Annotated in this window: 20 protein-coding genes; 3 read left to right on the top strand and 17 right to left on the bottom strand. The window is 48.3% G+C overall.

The features are described 5' to 3' along the window. Positions 1 to 134 precede the first annotated feature (134 nt). The 12 genes from sigF to fur form a co-directional block, all read right to left on the bottom strand. Entirely contained in the window at positions 135 to 890 is a 756-nt protein-coding gene (sigF, locus tag H1230_RS10790) for an RNA polymerase sporulation sigma factor SigF (protein WP_154118518.1), read from the bottom strand. Positions 891 to 901: 11 nt separating this feature from the next. Next, entirely contained in the window at positions 902 to 1,357 is a 456-nt protein-coding gene (gene spoIIAB / locus H1230_RS10785; protein ID WP_239715466.1) for an anti-sigma F factor, read from the bottom strand. After that, a complete protein-coding gene (gene spoIIAA, locus H1230_RS10780) occupies positions 1,354 to 1,707 on the bottom strand; it encodes an anti-sigma F factor antagonist (protein ID WP_239715465.1) in 354 nt (117 codons plus the stop codon). The genes spoIIAB and spoIIAA overlap by 4 nt, the downstream gene beginning before the upstream one ends. A 172-nt stretch (positions 1,708 to 1,879) precedes the next feature. Beyond that, positions 1,880 to 3,073, bottom strand: a complete 1,194-nt coding sequence (locus H1230_RS10775) for a D-alanyl-D-alanine carboxypeptidase family protein (protein ID WP_481857169.1) — start codon at positions 3,071 to 3,073, stop codon at positions 1,880 to 1,882. Positions 3,074 to 3,201: 128 nt separating this feature from the next. Continuing rightward, on the bottom strand, positions 3,202 to 4,224 hold the full coding sequence (locus H1230_RS10770) for an acyltransferase family protein (protein ID WP_239715463.1): 1,023 nt from the start codon (positions 4,222 to 4,224) through the stop codon (positions 3,202 to 3,204). 335 nt (positions 4,225 to 4,559) lie between these two features. Then, a complete protein-coding gene (locus H1230_RS10765) occupies positions 4,560 to 5,891 on the bottom strand; it encodes a pyrimidine-nucleoside phosphorylase (RefSeq protein ID WP_239715462.1) in 1,332 nt (443 codons plus the stop codon). Between the two features lies 1 nt (position 5,892). Continuing rightward, positions 5,893 to 6,762 (bottom strand): purine-nucleoside phosphorylase, encoded by an 870-nt coding sequence (locus tag H1230_RS10760; protein WP_239715461.1) that lies wholly within the window; start codon positions 6,760 to 6,762, stop codon positions 5,893 to 5,895. Between the two features lie 60 nt (positions 6,763 to 6,822). Continuing rightward, a complete protein-coding gene (locus tag H1230_RS10755) occupies positions 6,823 to 7,647 on the bottom strand; it encodes a purine-nucleoside phosphorylase (protein WP_239715460.1) in 825 nt (274 codons plus the stop codon). A gap of 46 nt (positions 7,648 to 7,693) precedes the next feature. Beyond that, the gene (gene deoB / locus H1230_RS10750) at positions 7,694 to 8,872 is read right to left on the bottom strand and encodes a phosphopentomutase (RefSeq protein WP_239715459.1); all 1,179 of its coding nucleotides are present in this window, start codon (positions 8,870 to 8,872) and stop codon (positions 7,694 to 7,696) included. A gap of 210 nt (positions 8,873 to 9,082) precedes the next feature. After that, a complete protein-coding gene (gene xerD, locus H1230_RS10745; RefSeq protein WP_239715458.1) occupies positions 9,083 to 9,976 on the bottom strand; it encodes a site-specific tyrosine recombinase XerD in 894 nt (297 codons plus the stop codon). 112 nt (positions 9,977 to 10,088) lie between these two features. Then, positions 10,089 to 10,331, bottom strand: coding sequence for a DUF4227 family protein (locus H1230_RS10740; protein WP_239715457.1), 243 nt, complete (start codon positions 10,329 to 10,331; stop codon positions 10,089 to 10,091). A 296-nt stretch (positions 10,332 to 10,627) separates the two neighbouring features. Further along, on the bottom strand, positions 10,628 to 11,107 hold the full coding sequence (fur, locus tag H1230_RS10735; RefSeq protein WP_239715456.1) for a ferric iron uptake transcriptional regulator: 480 nt from the start codon (positions 11,105 to 11,107) through the stop codon (positions 10,628 to 10,630). Between the two features lie 250 nt (positions 11,108 to 11,357). Between fur and H1230_RS10730 the strand changes: the two genes are divergently transcribed. Then, positions 11,358 to 11,561 carry a hypothetical protein gene (locus H1230_RS10730; protein WP_239715455.1) on the top strand — a complete coding sequence of 68 codons (204 nt, stop codon included), beginning with the start codon at positions 11,358 to 11,360 and terminating at the stop codon, positions 11,559 to 11,561. Between the two features lie 137 nt (positions 11,562 to 11,698). Here H1230_RS10730 and spoIIM read toward each other — a convergent pair whose 3' ends face one another. The 3 genes from spoIIM to H1230_RS10715 all read right to left on the bottom strand — a co-directional run bounded on the left by spoIIM (position 11,699) and on the right by H1230_RS10715 (position 14,184). Beyond that, a complete protein-coding gene (spoIIM, locus tag H1230_RS10725; RefSeq protein ID WP_239715454.1) occupies positions 11,699 to 12,334 on the bottom strand; it encodes a stage II sporulation protein M in 636 nt (211 codons plus the stop codon). Positions 12,335 to 12,421: 87 nt separating this feature from the next. After that, on the bottom strand, positions 12,422 to 13,621 hold the full coding sequence (locus tag H1230_RS10720; RefSeq protein ID WP_239715453.1) for an endonuclease Q family protein: 1,200 nt from the start codon (positions 13,619 to 13,621) through the stop codon (positions 12,422 to 12,424). Then, on the bottom strand, positions 13,612 to 14,184 hold the full coding sequence (locus H1230_RS10715) for an NUDIX domain-containing protein (protein ID WP_239715452.1): 573 nt from the start codon (positions 14,182 to 14,184) through the stop codon (positions 13,612 to 13,614). Before H1230_RS10715 ends, H1230_RS10720 begins: the two co-directional genes overlap by 10 nt. A gap of 76 nt (positions 14,185 to 14,260) precedes the next feature. Here H1230_RS10715 and H1230_RS10710 point away from each other — a divergent pair, with 76 nt between their 5' ends. Continuing rightward, entirely contained in the window at positions 14,261 to 14,434 is a 174-nt protein-coding gene (locus H1230_RS10710; protein ID WP_239715451.1) for a hypothetical protein, read from the top strand. Positions 14,435 to 14,551: 117 nt separating this feature from the next. Here H1230_RS10710 and H1230_RS10705 read toward each other — a convergent pair whose 3' ends face one another. Continuing rightward, positions 14,552 to 15,679: a M20/M25/M40 family metallo-hydrolase gene (locus tag H1230_RS10705; RefSeq protein ID WP_239715450.1), complete on the bottom strand. Its 1,128-nt coding sequence runs from the start codon at positions 15,677 to 15,679 to the stop codon at positions 14,552 to 14,554. Between the two features lie 96 nt (positions 15,680 to 15,775). On the opposite strand from H1230_RS10705, the gene prli42 reads away from it, so the two are divergent. After that, positions 15,776 to 15,880, top strand: coding sequence for a stressosome-associated protein Prli42 (gene prli42, locus H1230_RS10700; RefSeq protein WP_154118534.1), 105 nt, complete (start codon positions 15,776 to 15,778; stop codon positions 15,878 to 15,880). Positions 15,881 to 15,941: 61 nt separating this feature from the next. On the opposite strand, the gene lipB is transcribed toward prli42, so the two are convergent. Then, on the bottom strand, positions 15,942 to 16,661 hold the full coding sequence (lipB, locus tag H1230_RS10695; protein WP_239715449.1) for a lipoyl(octanoyl) transferase LipB: 720 nt from the start codon (positions 16,659 to 16,661) through the stop codon (positions 15,942 to 15,944). Between the last annotated feature and the right edge of the window lie 19 nt (positions 16,662 to 16,680).

Below are 16,680 nucleotides of genomic sequence, written 5' to 3'. Positions count from 1 at the left end.
TCATACCGCGAAAATATAAGGACAGCATAACATGCAAAAAGCCGCCCAGCGAGGGCGGCTCTTCACAAAGTACTCACTCAAGACTTTCCATTCTAATCAACACTTGCTACCCGTCACTTCATTACCTACTGCACTTACTGCGCAATCTGCTCACGTATATTCGCTAATATCTTCTTCTCCAGCCGTGACACCTGCACCTGAGAGATGCCCAAACGACTCGCGACCTCGGACTGGGTCTGGTCACGGTAGTAGCGCAGGTAGACGATCAGGCGCTCGCGTTCACTTAAGCCTCCGATGGCCTCATTCAGCGCCAGCTTGTCGAACCAGCGCTCCTGCGACTCATCAGCGATCTGGTCGATCAGCGTAATCGGATCACCATCATTCTCGAACACGGTCTCGTGGATCGAGGTTGGCGGCTTATTGGCTTCCTGGGCGAAGACAATTTCTTCGGGTGTCACGCCGAGCGCCAGTGCAACTTCGCCGATGGTCGGCAGGCGATCCAGAGTTTTGGACATTTCGTCCTTCATCTTCCGCACCTTGTTGGCCATTTCCTTGAGCGAACGGCTGACCTTCAAGGTGCCGTCGTCGCGCAGGAAGCGCTGGATCTCGCCGATAATCATCGGTACGGCATAGGTGGAGAATTTGACCTCATAGCTGAGGTCGAATTTATCGACGGACTTCAATAGCCCGATACAGCCAATCTGGAACAAATCGTCAGGCTCATACCCGCGGTTCATAAACCGCTGCACTACTGACCAGACCAGGCGAATATTGCAGTTTACGAGCGTGTCGCGGGCGAGATTATCTCCGGCCTGACTGAGCGCGATAAGACGTTTGACCTCCGCATCGTCCAAATAGGTCGGCGGAGCTTTTTTTGACTCTGCATCCATGGCTCCAACCCCTAATTGTATAAAGCTTTTTTCGAGACAATGGTTTTCTTCATTGAGATGGAGGTACCGCGACCCGGTTCACTTGTGACTTCGAACTCATCCACGAAATTCTCCATAATGGTAAAGCCCATGCCCGACCGCTCGAGCTCCGGCTTGGAGGTGTACAACGGCTGCTGAGCCAGCTCTAGATCCTCAATGCCCCGTCCTTGATCCTCTATGGTGAGATGTACCGTTTCATTGTCGATCGATGCTGATATCGTGACAATACCGTTCGGGTCACTGTCATACCCATGAATAATGCAGTTGGTGACTGCCTCAGACACAACCGTCTTCAGATCATTCAGCTCTTCCATCGTAGGATCCAGCCTGGTGACGAAGGCCGCCACAACAACACGCGCGAACGATTCGTTCTCAGACAATGCAGCGAACTGTACATTCATGAAGTTCCTGGCTTGGCTCTTTGTCATAACGCAACCTCCAGATCCGAGAGAGCTGCGCTCTCGTCGTCATATAAGGGCATAATTTTGAACAGGCCCGACATTTCCAGCAGCCTTTGTACGGGTGCGGTGGCGTCGCATACTACCATTTTGCCACCTTTACTACGAATCGACTTATACCTTCCGAGAATAACGCCCAGTCCGGAGCTGTCCATAAATTGCAGTTCCTTCAGACTGAGGACCAGATGCAGTACCTGGCCCCGCATAATCGCATCATCCATTTCCATGCGTACATAATCCGCTGCGTGATGGTCCAGTTCCCCTGACAAACGGACAATCAGCACACTCCGGTGTTGCTCCATCTCCACATGAGAATTCATGCTTGCCACTCTCCTCTTCGTTGCTTTGAAACCACCCTTGAACACGATGTTGCTTCCCTTCAAGGACTAGGTTTCTACGCGGCAAATCAGGAATCCTGCCTCCCGACAAAACTAGAAGAAAACCCCTATGAATCTACAGAAAGCATAGAAGCAATCTACAAAATACAACCAATTAATCAATCGTAAACAAAGAGCCCGCCGTTCGCTTGAACAGTTTCCACCAGCCCGCCTTCGGCACGTCTTCGCCTGCCTTCAGCTCATATTCCTTCAGTACGTTAGTCCCTTGGTAGACAACCAGCTTGCCAACCGTTTGCCCTGCGGCTACAGGAGCTTTCACATTTTCCGGTAATACTACCTGATTGCGAATACCTTCCTGAGTCACTCCTTTTTTCAAAAGAACGCTGTAGGTCTCCTTCGCCGTAAGCGGCAGCTCCGACTTCACGCCCTTCTCAATCTTCAGCGTGCCGATGGTATCTCCGACCTTATGAATCGTGTGTACTTTATATTGCGAGAACAGGTAATCGAACATACCCGAAACCTCGCTGTTGCGTGTCTTCGTGTTCGGTTCGCCCAGCACGACAGCCACAGCACGCAGGCCATCCCTGGCCGCTGTAGCCGACAGACAGAATTTAGCCTCTGCCGTATAGCCAGTCTTCAGCCCATCGGCTCCCGTATAGAAACGCACCAGCTTATTCGTATTCACCAGCCAGAAGGGCTTGGTCGAATCCTTGCGCAGATAATCCTGATAGGAGCCGGTATATTTAATAATGCGCTCATGCTTCAGCAGCTCTTGGCTCATTACAGCAATATCATGTGCGGAAGAATAGTGATTCTCAGCCGGTAGTCCATTGCAATTGGCGAAATGGGTATCCTTCAGGCCAAGCTCCTCCACCTTTTGATTCATCAGATCGACAAAAGCGCTCTCCGAACCCGCGATTTTCTCCGCCATAGCCACAGATGCATCATTGCCAGAAGCCATAGCGATCCCTTTGAGCATCTCGTCCACCGTCATTTCTTCACCAGGCTCCAGAAAAATCTGCGAGCCACCCATTGAAGCCGCATATTCGCTCGCCCGCACCTTATCCGTCAACTGCAGCCGCCCTTCATCCAGCGCCTCAACCGTAAGCAGCATTGTCATAATCTTCGTAATACTTGCTGGAGGCAGCTTATCATGACTGTTTTTTTCATAAATCACAGTGCCGGTATTGGCATCCATAAGTATGGCAGAGCGCGCCCCCGGTGCGAGATCAACAGCAGCTATTTTGCTTCCGGAGTCCTTGCTTTTCTCCTCTGCAGAAACGCCTGAGATCGGTCCAAGGGCCGAAACAACAACACAAAGCACAATTAACATCGTTGCAAAATGCATTTTTCTCACAATGGTTCCCCTCCTGAACATTAACCTTCATTTCACAGGTACTGTGTTCCAGTTTCGTCAGAAAGGGTGAAAATTATTCCAATTGGACGTAAATAATTGTTATTGTCAACCGAGAAACTTTAGCGAGGGGCAGCTGTACCCTTCCCAAGACTTATAACAGAACGTCTGCTACCGCTATGACCAAGAAATAGCTTGGACAACACTGGAGAATGGCTTGCCATCAGCGTAATAAGCACCGGTATTCCGATACCAATAACAGTAAACACGATGAGGCCATACTCTATGCCGAGGAGATACTTAAGTGCATAATTAACAGGCAGGTGCAGATACATAATTGCTATCGTATTGCGTCCCAGATAACCTAAACCTTTTAGCGGCAGGGACTTGGACAACCAGAAGGAAATCGTACAGATCAGTAGAGAAAATAACATGGGAATGACCAAATCAAGCAGCAGCGCGTCGTACTCCTTATATTTCATATTCAGGCTGTAGCTCAGGACTCCTGTGTTATCCAGAAATAGAAAACCGGCGCATAGTGTAATAAGCAGCGGTAATGCAGCTATTCGGCTAATCAGTAGAGGGATCCATGTTTTCCCGTAATATCCAAGGGCGTAGTATGTAATAGCTAAGAGGGCAACATCGATATTCCATGGGAGGTTGAAGCTTCTTAAGGAAGTGAGAGCGATCAGGTGGGCCAGCAGATAACACGAGGCAATCAAGAGGAGTTGCGTTCTCATTGTAAATCGGACGATGAAACCGAAGAGTAGTTGTGTAAATAAGAGACAGGTGATGAACCACAGTACGCCAAACGGACCGGTCAGTGACAGGCCGCCATATAGAAGTCTAACGATATTCCCGGCAAAACTCTTGAGGTCAAAGGTACATATAAGCAGTATCATCGTGATGAGCAATCCGTAGGCAAAGTAGGGTGTCATCAGCCCCCGCGTTCGTTTCCATACCCAACTTAAGTACTGCTTGGGGTCAATTGGTTTGAATACCATTCCACTTAATAGAAAAAACAGCGGCACATGAAACCAGAATAAATAATGAGTGGCCAGTCCATCTCCAGAATGACCCATGACTACAAAAATAATACTCAAGCCTTTGGCAGCATCAATCCAGAGTTCTCGTCGCTTCTCCAACTATAATCCAGCTCCTTCCAACTGAGTCTTATTTTCATATAATTATAGTGATATTCAGTTAACTTATCAAATTTAAAATATATTTTGCCGCCGTTTCTATATCGTTGAGCTGTTACGTTTGCCTTTGCGGGCAGGTTGAGAGTCTAACATAAAAAAATCCTTACGGAACGCATTGCTGCGTCCGTAAGGATTTTGTATAGATTAAATATATAGCTGCTGCCTTCTATCAGGCGCAGGATCACTCATATACCCATTTAGCGGGAGGATTTCCCGCTAATGCTGCGTCATTTGCCATCTAAAGAACCGCGACCTCAACTCAAAAGCATAACCTAATCCTAATACCGGGTTACCCCATTCTTAGTCACAAGGGCAAATATCAGCGGCTGTGGTGCAACCGGTTGAGAAGTAATACGATAGGCTTCCAGCACCTTGCTTTCTGCTTCCTGTACCTTGTTGTCACTGGCATCATTCACATGCAGAACAGCAAGGATCTCGCCTTCTGCCACAGCGTCGCCAACCTTTTTGGACAGCTGAATTCCAACAGCCAAATCGATTACAGATTCCTTCGTCTCACGTCCGGCACCAAGCAGCATAGCGGCAACACCGATTTCCTCCGCTTGAATACCTTCAATATAACCTCCGGTTGCTGCCTTCACTTCGATGAAGCGGGAGGCCGTAGGTAAAGTATCCGGCGCCTCAATCTGTGAGACATCTCCACCTTGTGCGGTAACTATCTGTTTAAGCTTCTCCAGCGCACTGCCATCCTCAATATGACTCATGAGAATGGACCGCGCTTCAGCTTCATCCTTGGCTTTGCCGCCAAGCACAAGCATATGGCTGCCCAGAATGAGGCAGACCTCCTGCAGATCCTTAGGACCGTGACCGTTTAGCGTTGCGATCCCTTCCTTTATCTCCAGGGCGTTGCCGATGCCGTATCCCAGAGGCTGGTCCATATCGCTAATTACCGCGACGGTGTTGCGGCCCAGATGGGTGCCGATGTCCACCATTGCTTGTGCCAGCGCGATAGAATCGTCCAGCGTCTTCATAAACGCGCCGCTGCCGGTTTTGACATCCAACACGATCGCGTCAGCGCCTGCAGCAATTTTTTTGCTCATGACGGAGCTGGCGATCAGTGGAATGGATTCCACGGTTGCCGTAACGTCACGCAGCGCGTACAGCTTTTTGTCTGCAGGCGTGATGTTGCCTGATTGACCTATGACCGCTGCGCCGATTTCTCCGACCTGGTCAAAGAACCGCTCGCGGTCCATCTCCACGGAGAAACCACGGATCGACTCCAGCTTGTCGAGCGTACCACCGGTATGCCCGAGCCCACGGCCGGACATTTTAGCTACAGGAACTCCTGCTGATGCCACTAAGGGTGCCAACACAACCGTCGTCTTATCGCCTACACCGCCAGTAGAATGCTTGTCTACTTTGATTCCAGCAATTGGGCTCAGATCCACCTGGTCGCCGGACATGGCCATTTCCAGTGTCAGATCGCCAGTTTCCCGGGCATTCATCCCTTGAAAATAAACAGCCATCGCCCAAGCCGAAAGCTGATAATCCGGAATTTCACCCTTGCTGTAGCCCTGGATCAAAAATGCTATTTCTTCACGGCTCAACTCTCCGCCATCTCTTTTTTTCTGGATAATATCGACTGCTCTCATCTTATGCCTGTACTTCGCGCACAAACGCGCGCACAAGACCGATGAATTTCGGCTTGGTTAGATTCGCTACTTTTACGACCTGCTCATGGGTCAGCGGCTCAAGCTCATCACCAATAGCCATATCAGTAATACAAGTAATGCCAAGTACACGCAGCTTGCTATGACTCGCTACAATAACCTCTGGAACTGTGGACATACCCACTGCATCCCCACCAAGGTAGGCAAGCATCTTGAGTTCGGCTGGTGTCTCGTAAGTCGGGCCGCTAATCCCAGCATATACACCTTCCTGCAGGACAAGTGTTTCACCGTCAGTGCCTTTGACTTCACTAGACAACTTCTTCGCTAGAGCAATATATTCAGGATCGTAAGCACGAGACATATCCGGGAAACGCACACCCAGCTCGGAATCGTTCGGGCCGATCAATGGATTGTCACCCGTCATATTCAGGTGGTCGGTAATCAGCATCAAGTCACCGGCTTTAAATGCTCTATTCATACCGCCGCCCGCATTCGTAATTACAAGGGTGCTCACTCCAAGCTTAGCCATTACATAGACTGGCAGTACAACCTTGCGCATAGCATAACCTTCATAGAAATGAAAACGGCCCTGCATGATGATAACATCCTTGCCTTCCAGCTTGCCAATGACGAACCGACCCGCATGGCCTTCGACTGTTGAGCGTGGAAAGTGCGGAATTTCTTCGTAAGGCAGATATACCGCATCATCAATTTGATCGCCCAAATCACCAAGACCAGAGCCGAGGATCAGACCGATGCTAGGGGAATAAGCACCTAATTTAGATTGTATATAATCAGCGGCTTCCTTTACTTGCACACCGTATGCAACTGTTGGGGTATTTACTTGTGTCATATGTTAATCCTCCTGAAATATGAATTGTGTATTTGGTGTAATTGTATGTGTATTTAGAACCTACATCTTCGGAATAAAAGCCAGTACAAGCTTCAGGAAACGCTCGCGCACCCGTTCAGCAGTCTCCATAACCTCTGCATGATTGAGCGGCTGATCCAAAATTCCGGCAGCCATATTGGTGATGCAGGAAATGCCCAGCACTTCTATACCCGCATGGCGGGCCACGATGGTTTCCGATACGGTAGACATGCCCACTGCATCAGCGCCCTGACGGCGCACCATCACGATTTCGGCCGGAGTTTCGTAGTTAGGACCCAGCAGGCCAGCATAGACGCCTTCCTTGAACTCGAAGTTCTGCTCAGCAGCTGTTTCTTTCGCTACCTCAATCAGGCGGCGGCTATATGCTGAAGACATATCTGGGAAGCGCACACCCAATGCAGGATCATTAGGTCCTGTTAACGGGTTGCGTCCAGTCAAGTTAAGGTGATCCGTAATCAGCATCAGATCACCAGGGGTGTAATCCAAATTCACACCACCGGCAGCATTGGTAACCAACAAACTGGTTACGCCTAGCTCCTTCATCACACGTACTGGAAACGCCGTTGTCTCCGGTCCGTACCCTTCATACATGTGGAAGCGGCCCTTCATCATCACTACGCGTCGACCTTCGATCAACCCGATCAGCAGCTCGCCTTCGTGTCCTTCTACAGTGGATACAGGGAAATGTGGAATTTCATGATAGGGAATGCTGATCTCGTCCGTGATCAGGTCAGCCAGCACACCGAGACCGGAGCCTAAGATCAGGCCGATCTCCGGAGCTACCGGACTTTTGTCTTTAATATATTGGGCTGCTTCCTGAATTTCACTTTGGTTTACTACATTCATTATTGATGTGCCTCCTCGAAGTTTAAAAGTATGGTGGGCGATCTGCTTATTGTAATTCTGCTAAAAAGCTTACTCCGTACTGTGGTGCCTTCGCTCCAAAGTTATCAGCGATCGTCGCCGCTACATCCGAGAAGGTCTGGCGAATACCCAGACTGCCTGGAGTCGTAAATCTTGGGCTGTAAATCAGCAGTGGTACAAATTCACGTGTATGATCTGTTCCGCTGTGAATTGGATCGTTCCCATGGTCTGCGGAGAGGATTAACAGATCATCCTCATCTAAGCTCGCGAGAATCTCCGGAAGTGCCTGATCAAATACCTCCAGCGCATGGCCATATCCTTCCGGATCGCGGCGATGTCCATACAAGGAATCAAAATCGACCAAATTTGTGAACAGCAATCCATTAAAAGGCTTACGCAGCTCTGCAATTGTAATCTCGATTCCATGCTCGTTGCTCTTAGTCGGGTAGGTTGCCGTAACCCCTTCGCCCGTAAAAATATCGTTGATTTTGCCTACTGCAATCACATCTTTACCGATATCCTCGAGCGCGTTCATAATCGTTGGTTGCGGTGGCTTCACCGCATAATCATGGCGGTTCGAGGTGCGTACGAAATGTCCTGGTTCACCAACATAGGGGCGGGCTATGACCCGGCCTACAGAGAACTCAGGGGCCATTGTCAGCTCACGAGCGATTGCACAAGCTCTGTACAACTCATCCAGTGGAATAATGTCCTCATGTGCCGCAAGCTGGAACACGCTGTCTGCAGAAGTGTAAACAATCCATGCTCCAGTCTTCATCTGCTCTTCACCATACTCCACCAGAATTTCTGTGCCCGAGGCTGGTTTATTGCCGATTACTTTGCGTCCAGTTGCTGCTTCGAACTTCTCAATCAAGGCTGCAGGCAATCCGTCAGGATATGTATTAAAGGGAACCTCAATCTTCAGCCCCATCAGCTCCCAATGACCTGTCATCGTGTCTTTGCCAACCGAAACTTCCTGCATCTTGCCATAATAAGCCGTCGGGGAAGTCACTGGCTCAAGCGGCAACAATGGAGCAATATTTGCAAGTCCAAGCTGTTGCAGATTAGGCAGCTTTAACCCAGGAACTCGTTCTAATATATGACCTAGCGTATGGGAACCCAGATCACCGAAATCCGCAGCGTCTGGCGCTTCACCGATACCTACACTATCAAGAACAATAAAACCTATCCGTTTAAAAGATGACATTGTCGTCTTCACTCCTTCGTTATCTCCAACATTTGATTCATCATTTCAATAGAAAGAAACGGCTGTACCGTGTTCTGGAGAGACGTTGCTTCCAAAACTAGCGATATTCTGTACCGCGGTTAGGTATCCGTTTCGAGCCAACTAGATAACCTGCGGGCATCCCGCAGACTATTTCTTACAGTATGATTCCAGCATAACAATCTTACTCATTTATCGCGCCCTAGGATGATGCGTTTCGAAGACTTCCTTCATATTTTTACGAGCGATTCCGCTATAGATCTGGGTAGTTGAAATATCAGCATGACCCAGCATTTGTTGCACAGAACGCAGATCAGCACCACCTTCAAGCAGATGAGCTGCAAAGGAATGCCGCAGAGTATGCGGTGTGATATCCTGTTCGATATGGGCTTCCCGCGCGTATTTCTTAATAATCTTCCAGAACCCCTGCCGGGTTAAACGCCCGCCCAGACTGTTGAGAAACAGAGCCGGCTCAGTCTTGCACTTCCGCAGCAACATGTCCCGCTTACCAACAGTATAAACTTCTACACTCTGTGCAGCCATAGCACCAATCGGTACAACCCTCTCCTTGCCGGAAGTACCCGTACAACGAGCATATTTCATATCCGTGTGCACATCATCTACATTCAGCGAAATTAACTCAGATACCCGAATACCTGTAGCATACAGCAACTCCAGCATCGCTTTGTCACGCATTCCATGGGAAGTGGTCTCATCAGGGGCTGCTAGCAGTTGCTCGATTTCCAGAACAGTAAGTATCATAGGTGGCTTCTTATCCGGCTTAATCGATTCCATATCCAAGGTCGGGTCCTGTCCAATTATACGTTCTTTCAATAAATAGTGAAAAAAAGCGCGGAGTGACACCGTGTTCCGGTTAAGTGTTGCGGTTGCGCGCCCGGCACCACGCAGTTCACCGAGATATAACATAATATGAGATCTTCTTATCTCATCCGGTAGTGTCGCGCCCCGCCCTTCGGCAAACTCCAGAAACTGCGATACATCCCGTCCGTAGGATTCCAATGTATTCAAGGATAAACCTTTATCCTCGGACAAATAAAGCAGAAAGGGCTGCAAGTGTGACTTCATCAATTCACGCTCCTGTCTAACGCAGCTACTCTTTGTGAGATAGTAATCACAAGAAACTCACCCTAGCTTCATTCGACAGGGTTCTATCTTTTTCCTGCTTCTAAGCAGTATTTCACTCCCCATACCAGTAGTAGAAGCGGAGTCGCTGTCTTGTGTTAAGACCATCGTCGCTGCGTGTGACGGGCTCACCATCATGAAACGCCCGTACTGCTGAGCCCTCCGGAATACCATAATCTTCGATCGGACTAACCCATTCCCCGAGCAGACTCAGCGCATAATACAGCAGATAACTCAGAGCAACAAACATGATCATCATATAAAGCCGACGTACCGTTTTAGGCAAAGAGACAATCATAAGGACTCCTCCTAAAAAGTTTTATGGAGCTTATACTCCACTTGAGTTACTTCGCAATAAAACTTACTTCGTAAGCATAAACTTTAAGTTTTGATAGCATAAGCTTCTTCATGAATACACTTCGCAAAACTTACTTCGTAAGCATACGCTTAAGTTTTATGGAGCTTATACTCGTCCTACACCATATGCGCCAGCAATGGGGGTTATGTATGATCACAGCAGACTAATCATTTAAAAAGCCCCCTCCGGCAAAATAACCGGGGAGAGCTTATCACAGTAAATTCTTATCTATAAGATTACTCAGGACGAATCCCGTCCGTATTATTCTTATCTTTGTCCTTATCCTTACAACGATGACAGATTCCATGAAAATCCAGTCTATGGTCAAGCACTGTGAAATTATATTCCTTATCGAGCCGTTCTTCGAGCGGCCCCAGCCAGTCTTCACGAATCTCATCCATAGTACCACACTGTACACAGATCAAATGATGATGATGATGCTTCGCCGTATCTGTTCGCAGGTCATATCGGGCAACTCCGTCACCAAAGTTAATCTTCTCCACGACATGCAGCTCACTAAGCAATTCCAGGGTACGATATACGGTAGCGAGACCAATCTCAGGTGCTTTCTCTTTCACGAGCATGAATACGTCTTCAGCACTTAGATGATCCTCTTCGTTCTCCAGCAGCACTCTTAAGGTAGCTTCCCGTTGGGGGGTAAGCTTGTATCCTTGGGATTGTAACTGTTGCTTTATCTTGTCTATCCGGGCTTCCATTGTCTGCCTCCCCCTTGGATAATTACCGCACCGGGCTTCAAACCGCTTCTTCCATTATAGGGCGTGTCGCTTTGAGAAGTCAAACGCTTTTACAACCCGGTTAAGATATATATAACAAAACTTTTATAGAAAAATATTCCTATTACTGACAGTATATCTGGAGCATTTAAGAAATGAGGAATTAAACTTTATTATAATCAAAGGCGATGTGATCCGGTATCTCCTAACGTTCTGAAAGGATTTTCCCCAAATGAAATTAAAGAAAAATGAAGCTATGATGTATCTAATTCTGAAATATATTGAACAAGAAGAGGAACCTGAATTCCGAATAATAGACGTTGAAAAGAAAGATTTCCATGTGCTTAGAACAGATTTACGAGGCAGGATTGGCAACAAATATTACTTTCAGTCGAGGCAGCTTACTAAAGCAGATTTTGAAAGCAGCGTTGAATAAAGTTAGCTTATTTTCCGACATACTCATGTCACAGCTAATAATAAAAAAGAATGCTACCAAAAAAGTGAAAATTCACTTTGGTAACATTCCAAATCCCGAATAATTTTATTGTACTTAAAAGCCTTTAATTCCAGTGTTCACGACCCTATAACTACCAACATAGGCGTCACCCAGCGCATCATGGACGGGGTTACCCAGGTCTCGAAGCAGGATACTCCCAGAATCAGCAGCGCCATTAGGAAGGACAGTAAGGTATACATGGCAAATGGACGAGTCACCGTCGTCCGGCGTTGGCCCAGCACACGGCTGCGAATCATTAGTAATGAAAAAGCTATAGCCGCCGCGCTGCACACAAGTAGCACCGGGATCAGTATTAGATTATGCGGGGCGACCGAGACAAGCGCGAACAGCAACCCATGCCACGAATATTGGCTGACCAGACAACCAACCGTAAAGCCGATCAATACACCTTTGAGAAAATCAAGAATTAAGATGCCCGGCAGGCCAATCACCGATAATCCAAGAATCCAGATCAGCCCAATCCATTTCAGGTTTAGTGCAGCGATGCTCCAGTAGGATTCCGGTGCTGCTGGCAGCCCCTGCTGATCAACGGTCGCGAAGAAGTTTCCCAAGTAATCCCCAAGCTCCTGCTGCTGATCCATAGTCAGCGCACTGACGATAAGCGCCCCGAAGACAACCCCTACCAGAAATAATACAGCAACAAAAATATATAGAGGCGTCTGTTCCTTTATCATCTGTCGGAAATTACGCATCAGGACGTTCTCCTTTCTGGCTCACATGTTACACCATATGAGGAAACGTCCCAATCTATGACTTGTCCTTAACTTAGACACAAGCGGTTACTTTCGATGCTGGACAACTTTGCCGTAAGTTCCTCCACCGCCTGCGGATAGCGCAAGTGTCCCGGAGCGGGCAGCAACGATCTGTGAAGCCAAATCAGCGCCAGCCACCACCGCGATTTCGTCTTCACCCGCCCCATGCAAAATGTTCATCTCTGTGCCAAAAGCCTGCAATAGCTTGTTCAGCTTAGCCTTACCCAACCCTGGAATGAATTCTAGGGGTACCTGGTAATGGTAAGGCGGACGAAACGCGGGCACAGCTGGGAACTCCCGGTCAGCAATATCCATAATCCGGTCAAATACACCTTTCACCAGCTTGAGGCTTCCACAATAGGGGCAGCGCTCGGAGGTGGCATAAGCTTCGTCAATAATGCTGCCACAACCCCCACAGTAGGTTCGGTGATATTTACCTAGGCGGGGATTCAGTCCAAAGTTGGCACTAACCCGCCGTCCCTCTTTACGTTCAAGGGCTAAGCACAGCTCGGCAAAAGAAGGACGGGCCAGCTCCATAACATTGTATTCACGGCCGATTTTGCCTAGAGAATGAGCATCTGAATTCGTCAGGAAGGTATACCTGTCTAGCTCGGAAAGATAGCCTGCCATCTCCGAATCTGCACTTAGACCCAGCTCCACAGCCGCAATCCGGTCGAGATCAAAAATGTCAGCCATCACTTCCGCTGCACAGCCGTACAATCCTTTGTGAGGTGTGAAAATATGTGCGGGAATCAAAATCCCGCCCCGCCCATAGATTTCATCCTGCAGTTCTCTGGCTGGAACATACAGACGCTGGGAGCTGAGGTTCACATTCCGCATATGACGGCTCATCCAATTGCTGAATTCAGTCATGGTCTCCACGTCCGGCATAAAGGCGAGCACATGACATTCCTTTCGTCCTGGCTCACGGATTTCAATTTCCGCTCCCAGCACGATCGTCGTCCCTCGGTAAGCAATCCCTCCGCCTTCGGCAACTGCCATTTCTCCGGATTCGAGCGATTCCCGGATATCACGCAAGACACCAGGTGCATGGCTATCTATGATGCCAATAAGTTCAATCCCTTTACGCTCCGCCGCTTCTTTAGCAATATTGGCGAAGGTTAGCTCGCGGCTGCCACTGATCTTGACTGGTTGCCCCTCCGAGGTTCGGCCAATATGAACATGCAGGTCACAGTAGCAGCTCTTCAGCTCCGCTTCTAGTGCCATTGTCCGGTTAACGTATACAGATGCCAGGCATATACCGCCATTATTGTCTTCGCGTCGGCGATACGCCCGTCCGCTATATATTGGTAGGCCTCCTCAAGTGTAAGCTCTGATACCTCCAGAAACTCATCCTCATCCAGCGACATATCCCCTGTTTGCGCATTTTCCGTTACATACATATGAATGATCTCATCGGCAAAGCCGGGAGAAGTGTAGAACGATTTCAGGTGATGCATATCACCGCTATGAAAACCTGTCTCCTCCTGAAGCTCCCGATAGGCTGCTGCAAGTGGATCTTCACCCTTATCGAGCTTGCCTGCCGGAATCTCCACCTCGGTACGGTGCATTGGCTGCCGGTACTGCTCTACGACCAGCATTTTATTCTGATTCAGCGCGAGCACTGCCACAGCACCAGGATGCTTAATCACCTCGCGGGTTGCGGTATTGCCGTCAGGCATTCTTACGGTGTCCACCTGCAAGGTAATAATATTACCTTCAAAAATCGGCTGTGTGGAAATCGTCTCTTCGTCCAGCTTGGGGTTGCTGATCACTTCATAATTTTTCATCGTTTTCTGGTCTCCTTTATCTCTGTTCTGCATAGGGTGTATTATAGCAAATTCACCGTGAAAGAAGGAATCGGATATGAAAGATGTCCTCCGCCGTACAAGCTCATCCGCTGTAACCATAGTTGGAAAACCGGAGCAAATAAAAGCTATCCTAGCCGGATGGATACAGCAATATGGACGCGATATGCCCCTGTCCTACATTTTATCTCTGCATGCAGACAACCGGGGCACATCCACTAAAGTAGGATAATAAAACTATACTTTGAACTCATTCATATCTGTTGGTATAACATAAGGAGCTGTCCCTTAGGTTGTTAACCTGGGGACAGCTCCTTCATTTGATTAGTGTACATCAGCTGCTCTAGTCTTAAGCTTTAACACTTTCTTTAACGATAGCAACGACTAGTTTGGCAACTTTTATAATATCTTCAGCCTTAATACGTTCCTTTGTGGTGTGAATATGCTCATAACCAACTGATAGGTTAACGGTAGGAACCTTAAGGCCATTGAACACGTTCGCGTCACTGCCACCACCGGATGCAAACAGCCGAGGCTGTAAGCCAATGGAGGATATTGCACGATCAGCAAGCTGAACAACCGGATCATGTTCATTAAAGCTGAAGGCAGGGTAAATAATTTCGCTGCGGAATTCACACTCTGCACCGTATTCCCGAACTGTCGTTTCCAGCGCTTCACGCATGGAAGCTATCTGCAGGTCAACCTTCTCCTGTACAATACTGCGAGCTTCTGCATCCAGCTGTACATGATCACAGACTACATTCGTAGGTCCGCCGCCAGCGAATTTGCCAATATTGGCTGTTGTCTCGCTGTCAATACGTCCAAGCTTCATTGCCGAAATCGCTTTACTGGCTACTTGAATAGCACTAATCCCATCCTCTGGATTGACGCCAGCATGAGCAGACTTCCCAAAGATCTGCATAGTTACTCTAGCTTGTGTCGGGGCAGCAACGGCGATAGCTCCAACTTCACCATTGGAGTCCAGTGCAAAACCAAAGTCTGCATCCAAATACTTTGGATCCATCGCACGTGCGCCTAACAGCCCGGATTCTTCACCTGCTGTGATCACAAACTGTATTTGTCCGTGCGGAATACTCTGCTCCTGAATGACCCGGATGGCTTCAAATAGCGCAGCCAAGCCGGCCTTGTCATCTGCTCCAAGAATGGTAGTGCCATCACTTGTAATCCAACCATCTTCTCCAAGTGTTGGCTTAATTCCTTTACCGGGAACAACAGTATCCATATGACAGGTGAACAGCAGCTTGGGACCAGCCCCACCATGCTCTGCTGCCCAGGTCACGAACAGGTTTCCTGCTCCATGCCCGGTTCTTTCCTGGGAATCATCCTCGATGACTTCCAATCCCAAGGCGTTAAATTTACTCTTCAGAACATCAGCAATTCCCCGTTCATTTCCTGTCTCACTATCTACACGTACAAGCTCCATAAACTCCTGGATCAATCGATCTTGTGCTATCACTAGACTTCCCTCTCTTTCACGGATACGGTACAATGGTTGTACTACGTCAACAAATCTGTATGCTTATAACTTAAACTAATACTAAAGGAGTCACTCATGCAACGTCAAAAAAAATGGTTCCGTGTTGTTATTTACGTCATGCTGTTAGCTATGATCGCATCTACCGTATTATTTATGATTGAGCCTTTTCTTGCAGGATAATTACTGCCTAGGCTTTCGTTAATAATAGCGGCCAGGGACTCCCTGGCCGCTATTAGCCTGCTTATTGATCAGCTTGAACCGAGCTGCTGAAGGCGCTATGCTTATCATACGGAAAATGCTTCAGGAAGTGAGGAACCAGTTCCTTCGCTACCTCCTCCAGCTCAAACATCCGACCTGCGCATTCCTCCAGTGAAGTTACCCCATACTCCGTTATACCGCAGGGGATAATTCCTTGGAAGCCTTTCTCAGCGATGCCCTCCGAGACATTAAACGCAAAACCGTGGCTAGTGATAAATCCTCTACGGAGCTTACTCTTGTTGAATTTGACACCAATGGCACAAATCTTCTTGTCGCCTACCCACACGCCCGTATATTCAGGCTTGCGGTCTCCAACAATTCCATAGGAAGCCAAATAATCAATAATTACAGCCTCTAAGCTGCGCAAGTACTCGTGAAGATCTACCTTGCCTTCCTCTCCAAGTTTAAGCAGTGGATATCCAACCAGCTGACCCGGACCATGGTATGTAATATCTCCACCCCGGTCGATTTCAAACAACGCAATTCCTTTTTCCTGAAGCTGTTCGCCATTCAGGAGAAGATGTTCTGGATGATTCTGGGAGCCAATCGTATAGGTCGGGGGATGCTGCAAAAGAATAAGCCGTTCTGGCTGCTCGCCAGCATCTATGGCCTGGACGGACTCTTTTTGCAGCTCCCAGGCCGCACCATATTCCATTAGCGGTATATATAATATTTCCAGTTCACGTGCATCTGTATTATTCATACCGTCAGGTCCCCTTTTC

The organism is Paenibacillus sp. 19GGS1-52 (genome assembly GCF_022369515.1).
Lineage (GTDB): Bacteria > Bacillota > Bacilli > Paenibacillales > Paenibacillaceae > Paenibacillus_AQ.
The sequence above is the reverse complement of the archived record's forward strand: the minus strand, read 5'-3'. Positions and strand labels throughout refer to the sequence as shown.